Annotated in this window: 14 protein-coding genes; 3 read left to right on the forward strand and 11 right to left on the reverse strand. The window is 72.8% G+C overall.

Annotated features, from left to right (window positions below; genetic code table 11):
• Positions 1-51: 51 nt before the first annotated feature.
• Both ACDF64_RS01370 and ACDF64_RS01375 read right to left on the reverse strand, forming a co-directional pair.
• Positions 52-4,404, reverse strand: a complete 4,353-nt coding sequence (locus tag ACDF64_RS01370; RefSeq protein ID WP_394552991.1) for an FtsK/SpoIIIE domain-containing protein — start codon at positions 4,402-4,404, stop codon at positions 52-54.
• 22 nt (positions 4,405-4,426) lie between these two features.
• Entirely contained in the window at positions 4,427-5,536 is a 1,110-nt protein-coding gene (locus ACDF64_RS01375; protein WP_394552992.1) for a hypothetical protein, read from the reverse strand.
• Between the two features lie 98 nt (positions 5,537-5,634).
• On the opposite strand from ACDF64_RS01375, the gene ACDF64_RS01380 reads away from it, so the two are divergent.
• Genes ACDF64_RS01380 through ACDF64_RS01390 form a run of 3 tightly spaced genes read left to right on the forward strand, consistent with a single transcriptional unit; the run spans position 5,635 to position 7,530 of the window.
• Entirely contained in the window at positions 5,635-6,189 is a 555-nt protein-coding gene (locus ACDF64_RS01380) for a hypothetical protein (protein ID WP_394552993.1), read from the forward strand.
• Positions 6,189-6,989: a hypothetical protein gene (locus ACDF64_RS01385; RefSeq protein WP_394552994.1), complete on the forward strand. Its 801-nt coding sequence runs from the start codon at positions 6,189-6,191 to the stop codon at positions 6,987-6,989. The genes ACDF64_RS01380 and ACDF64_RS01385 overlap by 1 nt, the downstream gene beginning before the upstream one ends.
• A 58-nt stretch (positions 6,990-7,047) precedes the next feature.
• Complete coding sequence (locus ACDF64_RS01390; RefSeq protein ID WP_394552995.1) at positions 7,048-7,530, forward strand: hypothetical protein; 483 nt, start codon at positions 7,048-7,050, stop codon at positions 7,528-7,530.
• Positions 7,531-7,560: 30 nt separating this feature from the next.
• Here ACDF64_RS01390 and ACDF64_RS01395 read toward each other — a convergent pair whose 3' ends face one another.
• From ACDF64_RS01395 to ACDF64_RS01435, 9 genes are all read right to left on the reverse strand, one after another.
• The gene (locus ACDF64_RS01395; protein ID WP_394552996.1) at positions 7,561-8,709 is read right to left on the reverse strand and encodes a hypothetical protein; all 1,149 of its coding nucleotides are present in this window, start codon (positions 8,707-8,709) and stop codon (positions 7,561-7,563) included.
• A 453-nt stretch (positions 8,710-9,162) separates the two neighbouring features.
• Positions 9,163-9,855 (reverse strand): hypothetical protein, encoded by a 693-nt coding sequence (locus ACDF64_RS01400; protein WP_394552997.1) that lies wholly within the window; start codon positions 9,853-9,855, stop codon positions 9,163-9,165.
• Positions 9,852-10,520 (reverse strand): hypothetical protein, encoded by a 669-nt coding sequence (locus ACDF64_RS01405; RefSeq protein WP_394552998.1) that lies wholly within the window; start codon positions 10,518-10,520, stop codon positions 9,852-9,854. The genes ACDF64_RS01400 and ACDF64_RS01405 overlap by 4 nt, the downstream gene beginning before the upstream one ends.
• Positions 10,517-11,569 (reverse strand): type IV pilus assembly protein PilM, encoded by a 1,053-nt coding sequence (gene pilM / locus ACDF64_RS01410; RefSeq protein ID WP_394552999.1) that lies wholly within the window; start codon positions 11,567-11,569, stop codon positions 10,517-10,519. Before pilM ends, ACDF64_RS01405 begins: the two co-directional genes overlap by 4 nt.
• A gap of 94 nt (positions 11,570-11,663) precedes the next feature.
• Positions 11,664-12,503, reverse strand: a complete 840-nt coding sequence (locus ACDF64_RS01415; RefSeq protein ID WP_394553000.1) for a prepilin peptidase — start codon at positions 12,501-12,503, stop codon at positions 11,664-11,666.
• Positions 12,500-12,754 (reverse strand): hypothetical protein, encoded by a 255-nt coding sequence (locus ACDF64_RS01420; protein ID WP_394553001.1) that lies wholly within the window; start codon positions 12,752-12,754, stop codon positions 12,500-12,502. The genes ACDF64_RS01415 and ACDF64_RS01420 overlap by 4 nt, the downstream gene beginning before the upstream one ends.
• Positions 12,726-14,207, reverse strand: coding sequence for a hypothetical protein (locus ACDF64_RS01425; protein ID WP_394553002.1), 1,482 nt, complete (start codon positions 14,205-14,207; stop codon positions 12,726-12,728). The genes ACDF64_RS01420 and ACDF64_RS01425 overlap by 29 nt, the downstream gene beginning before the upstream one ends.
• Position 14,208: 1 nt before the next feature.
• Entirely contained in the window at positions 14,209-14,913 is a 705-nt protein-coding gene (locus ACDF64_RS01430; protein ID WP_394553003.1) for a type II secretion system protein J, read from the reverse strand.
• Positions 14,913-16,340 carry a hypothetical protein gene (locus tag ACDF64_RS01435; protein WP_394553004.1) on the reverse strand — a complete coding sequence of 476 codons (1,428 nt, stop codon included), beginning with the start codon at positions 16,338-16,340 and terminating at the stop codon, positions 14,913-14,915. Before ACDF64_RS01435 ends, ACDF64_RS01430 begins: the two co-directional genes overlap by 1 nt.
• Positions 16,341-16,354: the final 14 nt, after the last annotated feature.

The following is a 16,354-nucleotide window of genomic DNA, read 5'->3' on the forward strand; positions in this document are numbered from 1 at the left end:
CGGCGGTCGCGGCCGTCCTCAGGCCGCGCCCGCTCACCGGCGGATATCGGATCACTGGCGGATGTCGGGCACGCGCACCGGCAGCCAGCCGGCGGGCGTCGTGAACACGGCCGAGCCGGGCGTGCCCCGCCCGAGCATGAACTTCGGGATCGGCGACCCGACGGCCTGCGTGCCCATGATGGCCGACTCCGGGCGCAGCACGAGCGCGCGCCGCGACCGCTTGGCCTCGACCACGGGCCCGCCGAACAGGCCGGACAACGACTCCGACTCGGCGGCGACGAGGAACACCGCACGGTGCTTCACGCCCGTGAGCGCGTGCTCGATCGGCGCGTTCTTGAACTGCTCGGCGTCGTCCACGACGATCGTCACCGGATCTGCGAGGCCCTCGAGCGCGGCCTCCAGCTCGGGCGGCGTGAGCGCCGCCGACGAGAGCACGCGGATGCCGTGCCCCGCGGCCACCTCGGTCAGGACCGACTCGCGCGTCGAGACGACGAGCAGCGCGTGCTTCCGCCACGCGAGCTGGTGCGTGATCGCCGCGAGCGCCGACGAGCGGCCCGACTTGCGTCCGCCCGTGACGAGCAGGCCGCCCTCGGCCGGCCAGTCGACCGTGAACCGGCTCAGCAGGTCGCCGCCCACCGCGACCACGGGCCCGTCGGCCGGACCCGAATCGCCGAGCGGCAGGTCGTAGGCGGCCGTGAGCGCGAAGTGGCCGGGCAGCGGGTCGACCCGGAAGGGCCTCGGGAGCGAGTCCAGCTGCGGGAACTGGTCGAAGTGGTCGCGCACCTGCTCGACGATCCGCCGGAACGCGGCGGTCTGCATCTCGCCGGCCGTGTCGCGCACGAGCACCGCGAACTGGGCCTCGGTGCCCGCGGCGCCGAACAGCGCGCGGCCCGGCGGCAGGTCGAGCGGGATGTCCCGCGCCATGACGCCGAAGGCGCGGTAGTCGTTGAGGTCGCGCAGCGGCAGGAGGTACTGCTCGTCGATGAACGACGAGATCTTGTCGCCCGAGACCGCCCGGTCGCCCGTGAGCAGCACGCGGACGCCGACCGCGGGCCCCTCGCGGAGCAGCCGCATGAACTGCTCGCGGAAGGTCACGAGCTGGTCGGCGTTCATGGTCGACAGCATCCGCTCCCAGCCGTCGACCGCGACGATCGCGTACGGCAGGCGATCGGGCTCCGCGGCGTTCGCGCGCTGCTCGACGATGTGCCCGACCCCGGCCGCGGAGAGCACGGCCTGCCGGCGCCCGAGGTCTTCGAGGAGTCGCTGCGTGAGGCGCGGCAGCCGGTCGGAGTCGAGCTGCGTGACGACCGCGCCCGTGTGCGGGGCATCCACCAGCGGCAGCAGGGCGCCGTTGCCGAAGTCGGTGACGTACAGGTGCAGGTCCGCCGGCGAGAACTGCTGCACGACCTGCGCGAGCAGCGTGCGCAGCGCCGTCGTGCGCCCCGACATCGAGCCGCCCGCGAAGAGCACGTGCGACCCGCGCTCGACGCTCCAGGTGAGGCTCCGCTGGGACTGCTCGCCCGGCACGTCCTCGAGGCCGAGCACGACGTCACCGTCGGGGATCGGCTGGTCGTGGAACTTCTCGAGCGGCAGCGCGGTCGGCAGCGGCATGAGCCAGGGCGACGGATTCCGGGGGATGCCGAGCTGCTGCGCGGCCGCGGTCACGAGGTTGACGAGCGCGCGCAGGTCGGTGTCGTCGTGGTCGGTGACCTGGGCCTGCGCGGCGACGGCGGGGTACCGCGCGGGGTAACCCAAGCGCTCCCACTCGAGGCGCGCCTTGCGCGGCAGCACCTTGACGGCGCGCTGGATGCCGGGGCGGATGCCCGCGACCCGCGCGGTCTGGAAGGCGACGGGCGCCGCGCCGGGCCCGGTGCGGACGTAGCCGCGCCCCGGGTTCGACGGGCTGATGAACGCCGCCTCGGCCGAGCCGAGGATGTCGTTCGAGTCGCTCCGGTCGGTGACGCGCAGCGCGACCCGCAGGTTGATGTTCGACTGCATCTCGGGCGTCACGACGCCCGCGGGCCGCTGCGTCGCGAGCACGAGGTTGACGCCGAGCGAGCGGCCGACGCGGGCGATGCGCACGAGCCCGTCGATGAACTCGGGCAGTTCCGACTTCAGCTCGGCGAACTCGTCGATGACGATCATGAGGCGCGCGAGGCCGCGGCGGGCCGAGGCATCCGGGTCCTTCGCCCAGGCCGAGTCGAGGTCCTTCGCGTTCAGGTCCCGCAGCACCTTCTCGCGGCGCTTGAGCTCGGCGTCGAGCGACGCGAGCGCGCGCTCGGTCTCGCGCGCGTCGAGGTTCGTGACCATGCCGACGGTGTGCGGCAGGCGCTCGCAGTCGGCAAACGCCGACCCGCCCTTGTAGTCGACGAGCACGAAGTTGAGCGCGTCGGGCCGGTTCGCCATCGCGAGCGACACGACGAGCGCCTGGAGGAACTCGCTCTTGCCCGAGCCCGTGGTGCCCGCGACGAGCGCGTGGGGGCCGTCGCGCGAGATGTCGATCGCGAACTCGCCGTCGCCGGTCGCGCCGACCACGACGAACGTGTTGCGCGGCTGCGACCGCCAACGCCTCGCGATCGGCTCGGGGTCGTCGAGGTCGAGCTTCAGGAGCTCTGCGTACCGCACCGCGGTCGGGAGGATCGCGTCGTCGCCCGCGCCGCTCTGGTGGCGGATCGAGCAGAGGCTCCGGGCGATCTGCTCGCAGCGCGCGACCGAGAGGCCGTCGACCAGGACGGTCGGGAAGTAGTCGTCGCCGGTCTCCACGCGCGCGAGCGCGGGATCGGACTGGTCGATCGCGACGACGCTGCGCGCCTCCTCGGGCAGCCTGGACCGGTCGGCGTCGAGGGCGACCACGTGGATACCGTGCGCGGTGCCGTGCTCGAGCAGCGCGACCATGCCGGGCAGCATGCGGTACTCGCGCGCACCGTCGACGACGACGAGGATGTCGTCGGGCTGGTCGCCGCCGCGCTGGCCGGCGCTGCGCAGGCGCCGCTCGAGCTCGACGCCGAGTTCTCGCAGCCGTTCGCGGCGCGAGTCGTCGGTGTTGCCGATCGCGGCGGGGACCGCCGACCCGCCGGGCTGCGCGCCGCCGGGCTGGGCGTGCGGCAGCCACTGCACCCACGACCACTCGGTCGCGGCGTCGTCGGGGCAGATCACGACGAGGCGCGCGTCGCGCGGCGAGCGCAGCACCGCGAACCCGGCGACGGCCGCGCGCGCGACGCTCCGCACGGCATCCGCGGGGCCGGCGAGGCCGAGCACGCCGGCCCGGAGGTCGGGCGCGACCGGCACGGGTGCGATCCCGACGCGGCGGGGCGCGGCGCGGTCCTTGCCGCCGCCCTCGAAGCGCGCGTCGAGCTCGACCTCGCCCACGCCCACGCGCATGGCCAGCGCATCGGCGTCGTCGCGGCGGCGCTCCCAGAGTCGGGCGAGGGGGCGCGTGGCGATGTCGCCGATCACGACCGGGTCGGGCAGCCGGTACCAGGCCTCGAGCCGCTGACGGCGCGCGAGGTCGGTGATGCGGTCGCCCGCGGCGCGCACGTCCCCGATCCATTCGCGCTCGGTCTTCAGGCCCTTCTTCTTCGACAGCCGACGCTGCGTGAGGAACGAGCCGACGACCATGATCGGGCTGGCCGCGGCCATGAGCAGCATGATCGGCCGCTGGAACAGCATCGCCATCGTGACGCCGAGCACGACCGGCATGAGCGCCGACAGCCACGGCATGGGCGAGTGATCGGCTCCCTCCGGTCGGTCGCCGGGGAGCGACACGACGGGTTGCGCGGCCGCGGCGCGGATCCGCGAGGGCCGGTTGAATCCGCGGTCGCCGAGGGGGTCGACCGTGAGGTCGGCGTCGGCGGCCGGCGCGATGCCGAGCCGGAGGACGCTCGATCCGACCTGCACGAGGTCGGCGGGCGCGACGGTCGCCTCGTCGTCGACGCGTTCGCCGTTCACCCAGACGTCCGCGCCGGGCGCGGGTCGGACGGACGCGGTGAGCGGGGCCGGCCGCCCGTCGGCGGCGGGCGCGCCTCCCGAGACGGCGATCACGGCGTGGACGTCGAGGAGGGCGGGGTCGGCGATCACGAGCGTCGAGGATGCCCCGCGGCCGACGCGCACCTCGGCCCCGCGCGCGACCGCCACGACGTCGCCTGCGAACGGGCCGCCGACGAGTTCGAGGCGGAGCGTGCCCGGTGCGGGGTCCGCGCCGGCGGCCGACTCCGCCGCGGTCGCGCCCGAGCGGACGCCGGCCTCGGCGAGCGTCGCCTCGGGTCGGGGGTCGACCGTGAGGGCGTGCGCGGGCACGCCGAGCGACTCGGCGACCTCGCCGACGGTCGTCGCCTCGTCGACGTCGAGCATCCAGGTGCCCGCCGCCTCGCCGGCGCGGTCTCCGATCGTGAGTCTGAGGCTCATCGGTGCTGCCCTCCTGGGGTCGTCATCGTGCGCCCACCCGGTCCAGGGTGGCCACGAGGGGCGTGAAGATGCCGGTGGTCGTGCCGTCGTGGCCGGCCGGCGCGGGTGGGATCACGGCGAGCGCCACGTCGCCCGTGACGGGCGCCATGGGCACCGGCCCGGTCGTCGGGAGCGTTCCGCCCGCCGGGACGAGCGTGACTGAGCCGCCGGCCTGCTCGCCGCCCGCGGCGACCTGGAACGAGAACTGGTCGACCGCGCCCGTGCCGACGTAGGTCGCGCGCCCGTCCGCGTCGCACGAGACCCGGCCGTGCAGGGTCCCGCCGCACCCGACGAGCACGACGTCGTCGCCCGCGATCGAGGTCACGAGGGCGCGGAGGTCGACGGTCGCGGCGCCCGCCTCGAGGGGTGCGAACACGTCGAGCGCGATGAGCGGCGCGCGCTCGGGCCGGTAGACCCCGAAGTGCACGGATGCCTCGGCCGACCACGTCCCCACGTCGTCGGCGATCCGCGCGTGCACCTCGACCGGGCCCGCGTAGTCCGCTGCGGCCCGGAACACCACGTGCGTCGGCGTGACCCAGGCGCTGCCCGCCGACGCGGGCTCGACGCCGACCGCCTCGACCGTGCCGCCCGCCGCGCACGGGGTGCAGGCGACGCCGAGGTCGCTGATCGGCACGCGCACGAGCGATCCTGCGGCGGCCGGCCTGGCCGACTGGGCGGGTCGCAGGAGCGGGGCATCCGGAGCGGCCGTCGTCACGCGGTACTCGACGGTCATCGAGACCGAGCCGTTCGTGAGCGGCACGCGCAGCGCGGTCGCGCCCGCGGCCGGGTCGTAGGCCGGGGCGGCGAGGTCCACCCCCTCCTCGGTGCAGCCGACGACGAGCGGGCTCGCCCCCAGCACGGCACCGCAGTCGGCGATGCGCCACGGCGCGGCCGGCGTGATCCGCTCGGTGCCGAGGTACGGGATGGCGAGCTCGGTCGGGCCCGGGGCATCCGATGGCCCGCCCTGCTCGGCGGCGCTCGCCGACGCGAGCACCGGGCCGGTCGCGAGCGCAGAGCCGACCGCGAGCACCGAGGCCGCGAGCGCGACGAGCGCTGCGGACCGTGCCGTGCTCCACCGGGTCGATCGACGCACCGTGCTCCTCTCGCGGGCGCCCGGGGCCGATGCAGACACCGAGATAGCATGGTACGCGGTCGGCACGTCCGACCCTGCATCCCCCAGGAGGACGAGCGATGGTCGATCGCGTCATGCCGTCCGCGCCCGCCGATCGCAACGTCGTGGGGCGCGCGACCGGTCAGCCCTCGCTCGGCGCGCACGCGGGGTCGCGTTCGCTCGGCGGCGGGGCCGCCGTGCTGCCCGAACTCGCGGAGGCGCCGGCCCGTGCACGCCGGTGGTGGTCCCACCCGGCGTTCCTGGTGTCGGTGATCCTCGCCGTCCTCGCGCTCGGCGCGGGCATCGCATGGTGGATCGTCTCGTCCCTCGCCGACGACGCCGTGCGCGTCGACGGTCTCGCGATCACGATCGAGGGCGGCAACGCCCACCTCGACTGGAGCGGCCCCGACGCCGACTACGCGCTCGCCGCGGTCGCCGCCGACGGCACCGCGACCGACCTCACGCAGCTCGTCCGCGGCACCGAGGCGTGGGTGCCGTCCGCGGCCGGGCTGTACGACGACGCGACCTGCTTCGTCGTGCGCCCGGCGCACGCGACCGGCGAGGTCGCGCTCGACGCGTCGACCCTCGCATCGCAGGGCGGCGCGAGCGTGTGCGTCGCCGACGCGGGCGAGTGATGCCCGGCACCGCGCAGCGTTGGTCGCGCCGGCCGCTCGTGCGCGGCCTCGCCGCCGCGGTCGCGCTCGTCGCGGCCGCGGGACTGAGCGGATGCGCCGCGGCGACCGCCGCACCGAGCCCGCCCGCGGGCGTCGACCTCGAGGGATTCGAGGGCGCCGACGGCAACGGGCTCTGGCTGGTGCAGGGCGAGGACCTCGCCGCCGAGGTGCTCGATGCCGTGCGCCACGCCGGCCCCGTGCACGTCGCCGGCGCGATGACCGAGACGGTCGCGCCCGAGGACTCCCTCGGCGAGCCGACCCGCGGACGCACCCTCGCGCTCGACTACCGCGGCCGCGCCGACGCGTTCGACGCGCAGGTGACGGCCGGGGACCTGCAGGTTCGGATCGTCGCCTCCGCGGGCGGGATCCGTCTCCAGGGGGACGCGGCGGCGGTCGCGGCCGGCTCGGACCCGTCGCTCGACGCGGCATCCGGGTCATCCGTCATCTGCACCGTGGGATCCGATCCCGTGCTCGCGCGCTGGGACCCGCTGCTCTCGCCCGTCGACCTGCTCGCCGCGCTGCTCGGGGGAGGGACCCTGTCGGTCGCCGAGCCCGCGGGCGACGGCGACACGCTCGACGTGGTCGTCGCGGGCGACGACGGGCCGCTCGGCGTGCTCGTGGTCGAGCGCTTCGGCCCGCCGCTGCCGCGCTCGTTCACCGCGGCCGACGGCACCGGCGACGGCTCGTTCGCGTTCGACTCCTGGGGCGCGGCGCCCGACCTCGCCGCCGCGGTCGAGTCGATCCCCTGCCCCGCCGGCTGACGGCGGCGCCCTCGATCCTCAGGCGCGTCCCGGGCGACGTGATCTACAGTCGACTCCGATGCCCGAACTGCCCGACCCCGCCCCCGCCCCCGCTCCCCTCGACGCGTCCGCACGCGGCCTCGTCGTGCACGGTGCCGAACTCGCCTGGACGCAGGTGCGCCACGTCGCGTTCGTCGACGAAGGGGATGCGCCGGTGCGCGCGCCGCGGCCCGCGCCGTTCGGGGCGTTCCGGCCCCGACGCCCGGCTGCGGCGCCCGTGCGGGTCGAGCTCGTCGTGGCCGACCTGCGGGCGGTGCGCGACCGGTTCACGGGCGTGCCCGGGACCCTGGCGCGTGCGCCGCGCGGCGCGCGCGGCGGCGCCGGCGTGCTCGTGATCGACCTCGATCCGGCGCTCGGCGGCAAGGCCACGCGGGCATTGCTCCGCCGGCTCTTCGCCGAGGCCGAGGCGAACGCGGTCCCCGAGGGCTGGTACGCATCGGCCGAGGATGCCACGGCGGCGCAGCTCCCCCACCTGTCCGGGAAGCCGGGCGCGACGGGCTGAGCCCGGCGCCCGCTCCGCCCGGACCCCGGCTCAGACCGTGTAGGGCCGCGGACCGGCCGCGAGCTCGCGGTCGTACGCCTCGACCGCCTCGAGATTCCGCTTCGTGACCTGACGTCCGCGGGCGGCGATCCATCCGCCGAACCAGATCGGGACCTGCTGGGCGATGACGCCCGCGACGATCGCGAACGGGTCGGTCCAGCGGTCGGCGATGAACGACTGCGCCTGCTCGAACGTGAGGGTCCAGGCCTGCACGGTGAGCAGGGACCCCGCGATGTACGAGAAGTACACGAGCACGCCGACGAGCAGGCTGAACACCGCGTACGCCCAGTAGCCGTTGCGGTTGACGATCGCGGCGAGCAACGCGAAGCCGATGAAGAACGCGACGACGGGCACCCAGAACACCGCGCGGCCGAGGACGAACTCGACGAGGTTCGACGCGGCATCCGCCGCGTTCATCTGCGTGAGCAGCAGGAGGTACGCGGCGCCCGCGTACAGCAGCGCGAACACGACCGTGCCGATGAGGGCGACCAGGACGCCGAAGCCCCGGTTGCCCTTGGCCTTGGGCGGCACGGGCGCCTGCACGTAGACGGTCTGCGGTTGCGCGGGCGGGATCGGCGCGGGCGCGAACACCGGCTCGGGCGCGAGCGCCGCGGCGCCGACGGCCGTCGCCCCGACCTCGGGCGGGACGTACGTCTCGCGGCGGGAGGTCAGGGGCTCCTCGACGGGGTCGGTCGCGACGACGGGCGCGGGCTCGTCGGGCGGCAGCGGCAGGGCCGTGGTGCGCTGCACCGCGGCATCCAGCTCGGCGGCCTTCGCGTCGGCGTGGGTCGCGTCGTCGGCCTGCAGGTCGGCGGGCTCGGCGGGCGGTGCGGCCGGCTCGGCCTGGGGCTCGGATGACTCGGGCACGTCGTGGTCCTTCTCGACTGGGGCGTCCGCGGGCCGGGCCGCGACGGGCGGCTCGTGCGCCTCGGGCGGCTCGGTGGTCTCGGGCTCTTCCGGGGCGACCGCCTCGGGCACCTCGACGTCGTCGGGGGCCTCGGGAACGGCGGGCGACTCGGATTCGCTCGGACCGCTCGCGGGCTCGGGCGCCACGTCCGACCCGGGCACGTCCGGCGCGGGCGCGTCGTCCTCGACGTCGTCCTGCCGGGCCGGCTCGGATCCGTTCGGCGTGTTGCTCATGGTCACGCTCCTTCCGGGCGCGAACCGCACCCGCGATCGGTCGGCCCATGCTAGCAACGCGTCGGCGCCGGAACGCGGAAGGGGCGCGGGGGGTCTCGAACGGGGGTCGCGATCCGCGTCGGCTCCGCCGGCGCTCCTCGACCGCCGCGAGAGGGCAGAACGCGCCGACGGCTCCGCTCGACCATCGGGCGGGCGACCACCTACCGGTGGTCGAGGAGCGCCGACGCGGAGCGGCGACGCGTCTCGAGACCCCGCGAGACGCGGCTGGGAACCCTGGTCTCGAGACGCGTCCGACTCCGTCGGGCGCTCCTCGACCACCGGGAGGGGGCAGAACCGCGCCGACGGCTCCGCTCGACCACCGGAGGTGGGGCCGAAGCGGAGACGGAAGCGGGCCGGGGCGTCGCGCTGGTGCGCGACGTCCCGGCCCGGGTCCGGTTCAGGACATGCGGCGGCTCAGCCGGCGGCCTCCGCTGCGGCGCCGGTCGCGCTGAGCGCGTCCTGGTCGACCGCGGCGGCCTGGTCGGCGGCCACGAGCGAGTAGATCAGGCCCGAGACGGTCGCGTCGACGAGGTTCGGGTCGCCCGCGTTCTTCGTGGTCGTGAGGTTGGTCACGAGCATGAGCCGGTCGCCCGCCTGCAGGCCGTTCACGAACCCGAGCACCTGCTCGTACGACCCGGTGACCTGGAGGTCGACCGCGAAGTACGCGAAGTTGCCCGCGGTGATACGCGAGTCCTGGAGCGGCTGCGGCACGGTCGCGGTCGGCTCGGCCGACCCGCCCGCGTCGACCGTCGCGGTCTGGACCTGGTAGGGCGCGGCATCCGCGATCGTGAGCCCGGTGACGCGCACGCCGTTGGCTGCGGCGACCGCGTCGACCTCGCGGAGGTACTCGGGGATGCCCGTGCCGTCGGGAATCGACTTCGAGGCGGCAGCCCACTGCGACTCGAGGTCGGTCGTGTTCGCGGCATCCTCCTCGAGGGCCGCGAGCGTCGCGGCCTGCGCGGTGTTGCCCGCCTCGACGGTGGCACGCTGGCCGTCGGCCGACGCCTGCATCGCGAGCTGCGGCTGGATGCCGAGCACGAAGCCGAGCGCGACGATCGCGATCATCCCGACGACGAGGACGAGCTGGATGATTCGGTTGCGGTTCATTCCGCGTCCTCGCTCTCAGGCTGGAACCGGCCGGAGTAGGCCTCCTGGTCGACGTTCAGGGTGATGGTCGCGGTGTAGACCTGCGTCTCGTCGTTGAAGCTGGCCTCGTCGAGCTTCGCGTCGGCGTAGCCGGGGAGGCTGCTCAGGCCGTTCAGCCAGTCGGAGGTCGCGGGCAGCTGGCCGCTCTCGGCCGTGAACGTGACGGTCGCGACCTTCGCGCCCTTGAGGGGGCCCGATGCGGCCGAGAGCACGGTCATCGGCGTGGCCGACTCGACGCGCACGCCGGTGATCGCGACGCCTGCGGGCAGCGTGCCCTGCACCTGCTCGAGGTACGCCTTCCAGTCGATCTCGGTCGAGACGCCGACCTGCTGGCCGGCCTCGACGAGCGCGAGCTGGTTCCGGAGCTGCGCGACGTCGGTGTACTCCGCCTGCGCGGCGACGAGGTCGGAGGTCTTCGCCTGCGCGGCCGCGAGCTGGAACTGCGACTGCAGGTTGAGGAAGACCGCGCCGCCAGTGAGGCCGAGCATCACGACGGCGACGACCACCGTGACGGCGCCGAGCCGGCGGGTGGTGCGCCGCGAGGCGCGCTCCTTCAGGATCTCGGGCGGGAGGAGGTGCGCGCGGGGCGCGCCGCCGAGGACCACGGGGGTCTGCTTCGCGCTCATGCGGCCCACCCCAGCGCGAGGCCGACGGCCACGGACATGCGGTCGCGCGCGGCGTTCGCCAGGTCGGCGTTCACCGAGCGGGCGACCTTGACGCCCTTGAGCGGCTGGGCGACGACGACCTGGAGCTGCGTGAGCTCGCTGAGCGCCTCGCGCAGGCCGGGCAGGGTCGAGCCGCCGCCGGTGACCACGAGGTGGCTGACCGGGTCGTTCGGATGCGAGGTGGTGTAGTACACGATGGTGTTCCTCAGGCTCGTGAGCTGCTCGCCGACCACGCGCTGGATCACGTCGGCGGCGGGGCGGCCGTCGACGGTCGTGGTGGTCGACGTGTGGAGGATGCCGAGCTCGCGCTTCACGCCTTCGGCGTGCGACGGGTCGAGCTCGAGCTGGTTCTGGAGGGCGGCGGTGATGTCGTCGCCGCCGGTCGGCACGATGCGCACGAACTGCGGCACGCCGTCGCGGGCGATGACCGTGCTCGTCGTCTGCGCGCCGATGTCGACGATCGCGACGGTCCCGACCGCGGCGCCGGCGGCCGTGACCGACCGGCTGAGCGCGAACGGGATGAGGTCGACGTCGTGCGGCGTGAGGCCCGCGCTCTCGACGGCGCGGACGTTGCCGAGCACGGCCTCCTTGACGGCTGCGACGAGCAGGCCGTTGAGGACGAGCCCGTGCTCGCCGCGCGTCTCCTGGATCGGGTGGAAGTCGAGGATCGCGTCGGCCGCCGGAACGGGGAGCACGTCGCGCGCCTCGAACGGCAGCGCCTCGCGGATCTGCTCGATCGGCATGCTGCGGATCGAGAAGTCTCGCGCGAGCACGCGCTGGTTGCCGATGCCGAGCACGACGTCGCGGGTCGAGAACTTCCCCTTGCTCCAGAGGCGGCGGAGCGCCTGGGCGACGGTGGTCGGCTCCTGCACCTCGCCGTTCACGACGGCGCCGGCGGGGAGTTCCTCCTCCGCCCAGCGGGTGAGGGTCGGCCGCTTGGCGGGATCGGAGATCTCAGCGGCCCGGATGGATCGACTGCCGATGTCGATGCCGACGATGCTGTGTGCCATATCGGTTCCTTCGGGTGTTCGGGCGGGTTCGGGTCTGGTTCGGTGGATGGGTGTCGCGCGGTGGCGGTGGTTCAGGTCGTCATGTTCGGATGCCTCACCCGACGCCGAGGGCGACGAGGTACCGGTCGACGAGCAGGGGACCGGCGACGAGGCCGACCCACGCGCCCGCGAGCATCCAGGGTCCGAACGGGATCGCGGTCTTCCGGCCGGCGCGGCGGACGAGGAGCAGCGCGATGCCGAAGACCCCGCCGAGGAGGAATCCGGCGAACGTGCCGACGAACAGCTGCCCCCACCCGGCCCAGCCGAGGTAGAGGCCGAGCACGCCGGCGAGCTTCACGTCGCCCATGCCCATGCCGCCCTTCGAGACGAACGCGAGCACGTAGTAGAGGGTCCACAGCGCCGACATGCCGACGAGCGCGGGGATCAGGCGTTCGGCCTGACCGGCGAGCAGCGCGGATGCCACGAGCAGCGCGCTGCCGACGACGTAGGAGGGCAGCACGATCGCGTTCGGCAGGCGCTTCGTGTCGAGGTCGATGAGCGCGAGCGCGATGCTGATGGCCGCCAAGTAGAGGAACGCGGTGCAGGCCAGGATGAGCGCGATCACGGATGCCGCGCCCGCGGCATCCCCGTTCGCCGCGGTCAGTACCCACCAGGCCACCGCGCCGAACGCGAGGCCGGTGCCGAGCTCGACGAGCGGGTAGCGCGCCGAGATGGATGCCCCGCAGTCGCGGCACTTGCCGCGCAGCACGAGCCACGAGAGCACCGGGATGTTGTCATAGCCGCGGATCTCGTGGCCGCACTGCGGGCAGGCGCTCGCCGGTGCGACGATCGACTTGCCGGCGGGCACGCGGTAGATCACGACGTTGAGGAAGGATCCGACGGCGAGGCCGAGCACGGTCGCGAGCGCGACGATCACGGGGGTGAGGGCGATCATTGCGGCGCCCCACTCGCTGCGAACGACGTGTTGGTCTCGGCGTACTGCACGATGTCGTAGGTCGAGGCGACCGGGTTGATGAACTTCGGCGGCGTCACCTTGGCGAGCTTCGGGTCGTAGTCCCAGTTCTTCGACGGGTACCCGGTCGAGCCGCTGTACGAGTTGGTGTAGCGGCCGCGGTACTTCTCGGCGATCGAGCCGAACACGTTGAGCGTGCCGCGGTTACCGCCGCGATCGAAGTTCTGCACCATGAAGGTGTGGTTCAGCGAGATCATGGCTGCGTCGATCTGCGTGACGGCGGCGTAGCCCGACAGGCTCGAGTAGCCGAGGCAGAAGAAAGTTGCACTGCACCGGGTTGCGCACGACGATGCCGTTCTCGCCGACGAGGCCGAGCAGGTCGGTCGCGTCGTTCGCGTAATTGATGCTGCCGTTGACGTAGACCCAGTTGGCGGCCGCCGTCATGGTGCCCTTCATCGTGCCCTTGATGTAGAGGTCGCCGCGCGTGCACCCGTAGGGTGCCGCGCTGACGTCGCCGGCTGCGGCGACCTCGTCGGTCGCGGGGTACTTGAGGGTCACGCCGCTGACGGTGAGCGCCCAGCCGGCATTCGAGTTCTGGCATGAGAAGCCGGTGGGGTAGGTCGTGCCCGTGTAGTCGCCGACGTAGACGAGGTTGCCGCTCGGCACGTTGACGGTGGCCCCGGCTGGCTTCTGCAGATCGGCTATCGCCCCGCACGCGGCACCACCCGGCCCGGTGGTCGTCGTGAGCGGCGAGACGACGGTCATCGTGCCGCCCGCGTTGAGCGTGATCTGGGTCGGCCCCTGGTACGTGCAGCGCGCGTCGGTCTTCATCGTGCTGTTGGTCGTGGGCATCGTGATCTTCGCGACCGTCTGCGGTTCGCCCTTCACGAACGTCGTCGTCGCCGACGACGAGCAGCTCAGGCCGAAGAGGCTGAGGATCCACCCGAACAGGCCGGACGAGTTCGCCTTCTCCCAGTTGGGGTTGCCCGGGTCGGCGGTGGTCACCGTGTCTTGGAAGGTCGCGCCGCACGAGGCGATCGTGTCGTTCGAGTGCACCGGGCCCGCGATGTCGTCGTCGGGCAGGAACGGATAGCGACTGCAGCCGGTCGCCGTTCCCTCCCACGCGTACTTGACCGTGCACGACCCGGCGATCAGCGGATCGACGAGCTCGTAGTCAGAGAAGTAGAGGTAGCTCACGAAGCCGTGCTGGCGGATGTTCGCGAGGATCGAGCGGGTCGCGTCGCCCACCTTACCGGTCACGCGCAGGCGGATGACGCCCGTGGCGGCGACGTCGGAGTTGTCGACCTCGTAGCGGAAGCTCGCTCGGCCGCCGGAGCCGGGCACGCTCGCCCAGGTGCCGCCGGTCGCCACGTCGAACGCCGGGTTCGCGGTGGTGTTCGTGATGAGCGAGACGCTGCCCGACGCGATGGTGAAGGGCGAGAGCTTGTTGCCGTACTTCGAGTAGGTCGGGTCGTTCGAGAGCCGGTTCGAATACTCCTCGGCGCCGCCGTACGCCGCGGCAAGCGCCGCCGACCAGTCGGCGTCCTGCTTCGACTTTCGCAGGCCCGCGACGGTGAACGAGGCGCAAATGGCCACGATCACGAGCAGCACGGCGGCGACGCCGACGACCGTCAGCAAGGCCGAACCCTCGTCGTCTCGGCGGAATGCGCGGTTCAGGGTGCGCATGTCAAGACCTCCGGTCGATCGCGAGATTGGCGAGGGAGACGTCGTTCTGAATCACGACCGCCTTGCCGGCGCCGGTGACGGGCACGACGTTGAGGTTGAGCCGCACGGTCGCGACATCGGCGACCGCGGCGAGGCTCGTGTTCGGGTCGGTGGGCGGCGTGAGCACGGTGATTCCGTCTGCCTTCAAGTAGGTGAACAGCGTCGCGGATGCCACGGGGCCGATCTTGCCGCCGACGGTTCGCGTCGACGTGGCTGTGGCGGTCTTCCAGTCGGGGAAGGTCCAGGCGTTGTTCGTGAGGGTCGCGGCCCAGCGGCGTTCGACGAGATTCCGGTTCGCGTCGAGCGCGTATTCGACGATGGTGGGCTGCAGATTCACCCCGGTGAGGTTGACCTTGCTGTCGACGTCGACCGTTGAGATGAGCACCAAGCGCTCGTTCTGGGCGAAGAGCACGGCCGGCGTGGTCGAGCCGTCGGCGTTCGCGTTGGTCGTCGCCTGGCGAATGCCTTTCGACACCTCGTTCGCGATGTTCGAGGCGTTGGCCGTCGACTCGTGCATGAGGCGGCTCTGTTCGGAGCTCGTGGTCGCAGCGATGAAGAGGTTGGCGACCATGGTCATGACCACGCCAAGAATCACCATGCTCACGAGCAGCTCGACGAGCGTCACGCCGGCATCGTCGGCGCGCGTGGGGCGGAGCGAGCGCATCATCAGAACTTCCTCGGATCGAGCACGACGACATCTTTTACGGTCGCCGAGCCGGTCGTGGGAACCGCGCCGGTGGTGTTGTTGCCCTTGCCCGAGACGATCGTGAGTCGGCTACCCGGGATCACTTCTTCCTGCGTGCCGAAGAACGAGTACTGGCCGTACACCTTCCACGAGCCCCACGGCAGGGCGATGCGCATCTTGGTCGAGCTGGAGTTCGGGATGGTGCCGGGAAAGGTGTAGGTGAGAGTCGTGGTGCAGGTCGGCCGGCCGGTGGCGGAATCGCCGTTGGCGACGCTCTTCACGACCAGCGTGCGTGCGATCGCCACCGAGGCTCCGGTCACATCGACGATGCCCATCGGCACGTTCACCGTGGCGCTACCGCCGGGAGTCGCGAGCACGCCGGCACCACGCGTGCCGGCGGGCAGCGCGCCGTTTGCGTCCCACGCCTGCGGGTCGGTGGCGACGCAGCCATTGCTGAACTTGTTCTGACCCGAGGTGAGCGCGGTGTACGGGCCGCCCCAGGCCTGATAGGAGCGGGTCGGGTAGACGGTGATGGTGCCGGTACCGTTCGTCGGCACCGAGTAGGCCCACACGTCGGTGCGGGCGTCGCTCGTGAGGTTCGTCTGGATCGCGGGCGACGATGGGAAGATGACGGTGGGCGTAACCGGCGCATTGGTCGCGTACTTCATCGCAAGCGTCGACTTCTGGTCGTAGGTGAAGCTCACGGGCACCGCCGAGCTCTTCGTCACGGTGACGGTCGAGGTGGGTCGCTCGTCCATCTCGGTGCCGACGTAGCCCGAGCGGAAGATCTCGACGGTGTAGACGAGGCCGGCGGTGAGGTCGGTCACGACGCTGCACCCGGCCGCGTCGGTCGCCGACCCGGTCTTCACGGTGACCGAGCCGTTCTTGATCGTGGGCACGACGCCCGCGAGTGCGGTGCCGGCCGCGTTCTTGACCTCGATGTAGATCGTGCCGGTGTTCGGCTTGTCGGAGTGCGATGGAGCGACGAGGGTGTCGGACGTGACTTTCTGCGTTCCGCCCACACCCGCCCACGAAACCGTGACGTTCACTCGCTTGTAGCTGAGTTCGCCGCCCGTGCTGCAGGTGACGGCCGCGCCCGCGGGAGTGACCCAGTCGACGTCGCGGGTGATGCTGTAGGTCACCCCGTCGACCGGCTTGGTGGAAGAAGCGCTCACGAGCGCGTACGGGTCGAGCGCAGCGCGGGCGGTGTCGATCTCTTGTGCGGCCAGGTTGGTGGCGACCTGTGCCAGCTTGGTGTTGCGCGTCAGGGTCGCGGTGTTCACGAGCGAGTAGGCGATGCCGACCGCGACGATCGCGAACACGAGCATGGCGGCGAGCACCTCGACGATGCCGAGACCGGAATCGTCGGAGAGCTTGCCGTCATGGCTGTGGCGGGAGTGGTGAAGCACGGTCAGCCTCTCGG

Source organism: Agromyces sp. MMS24-JH15 (assembly GCF_043518605.1).
Classification (GTDB): Bacteria; Actinomycetota; Actinomycetes; order Actinomycetales; family Microbacteriaceae; genus Agromyces.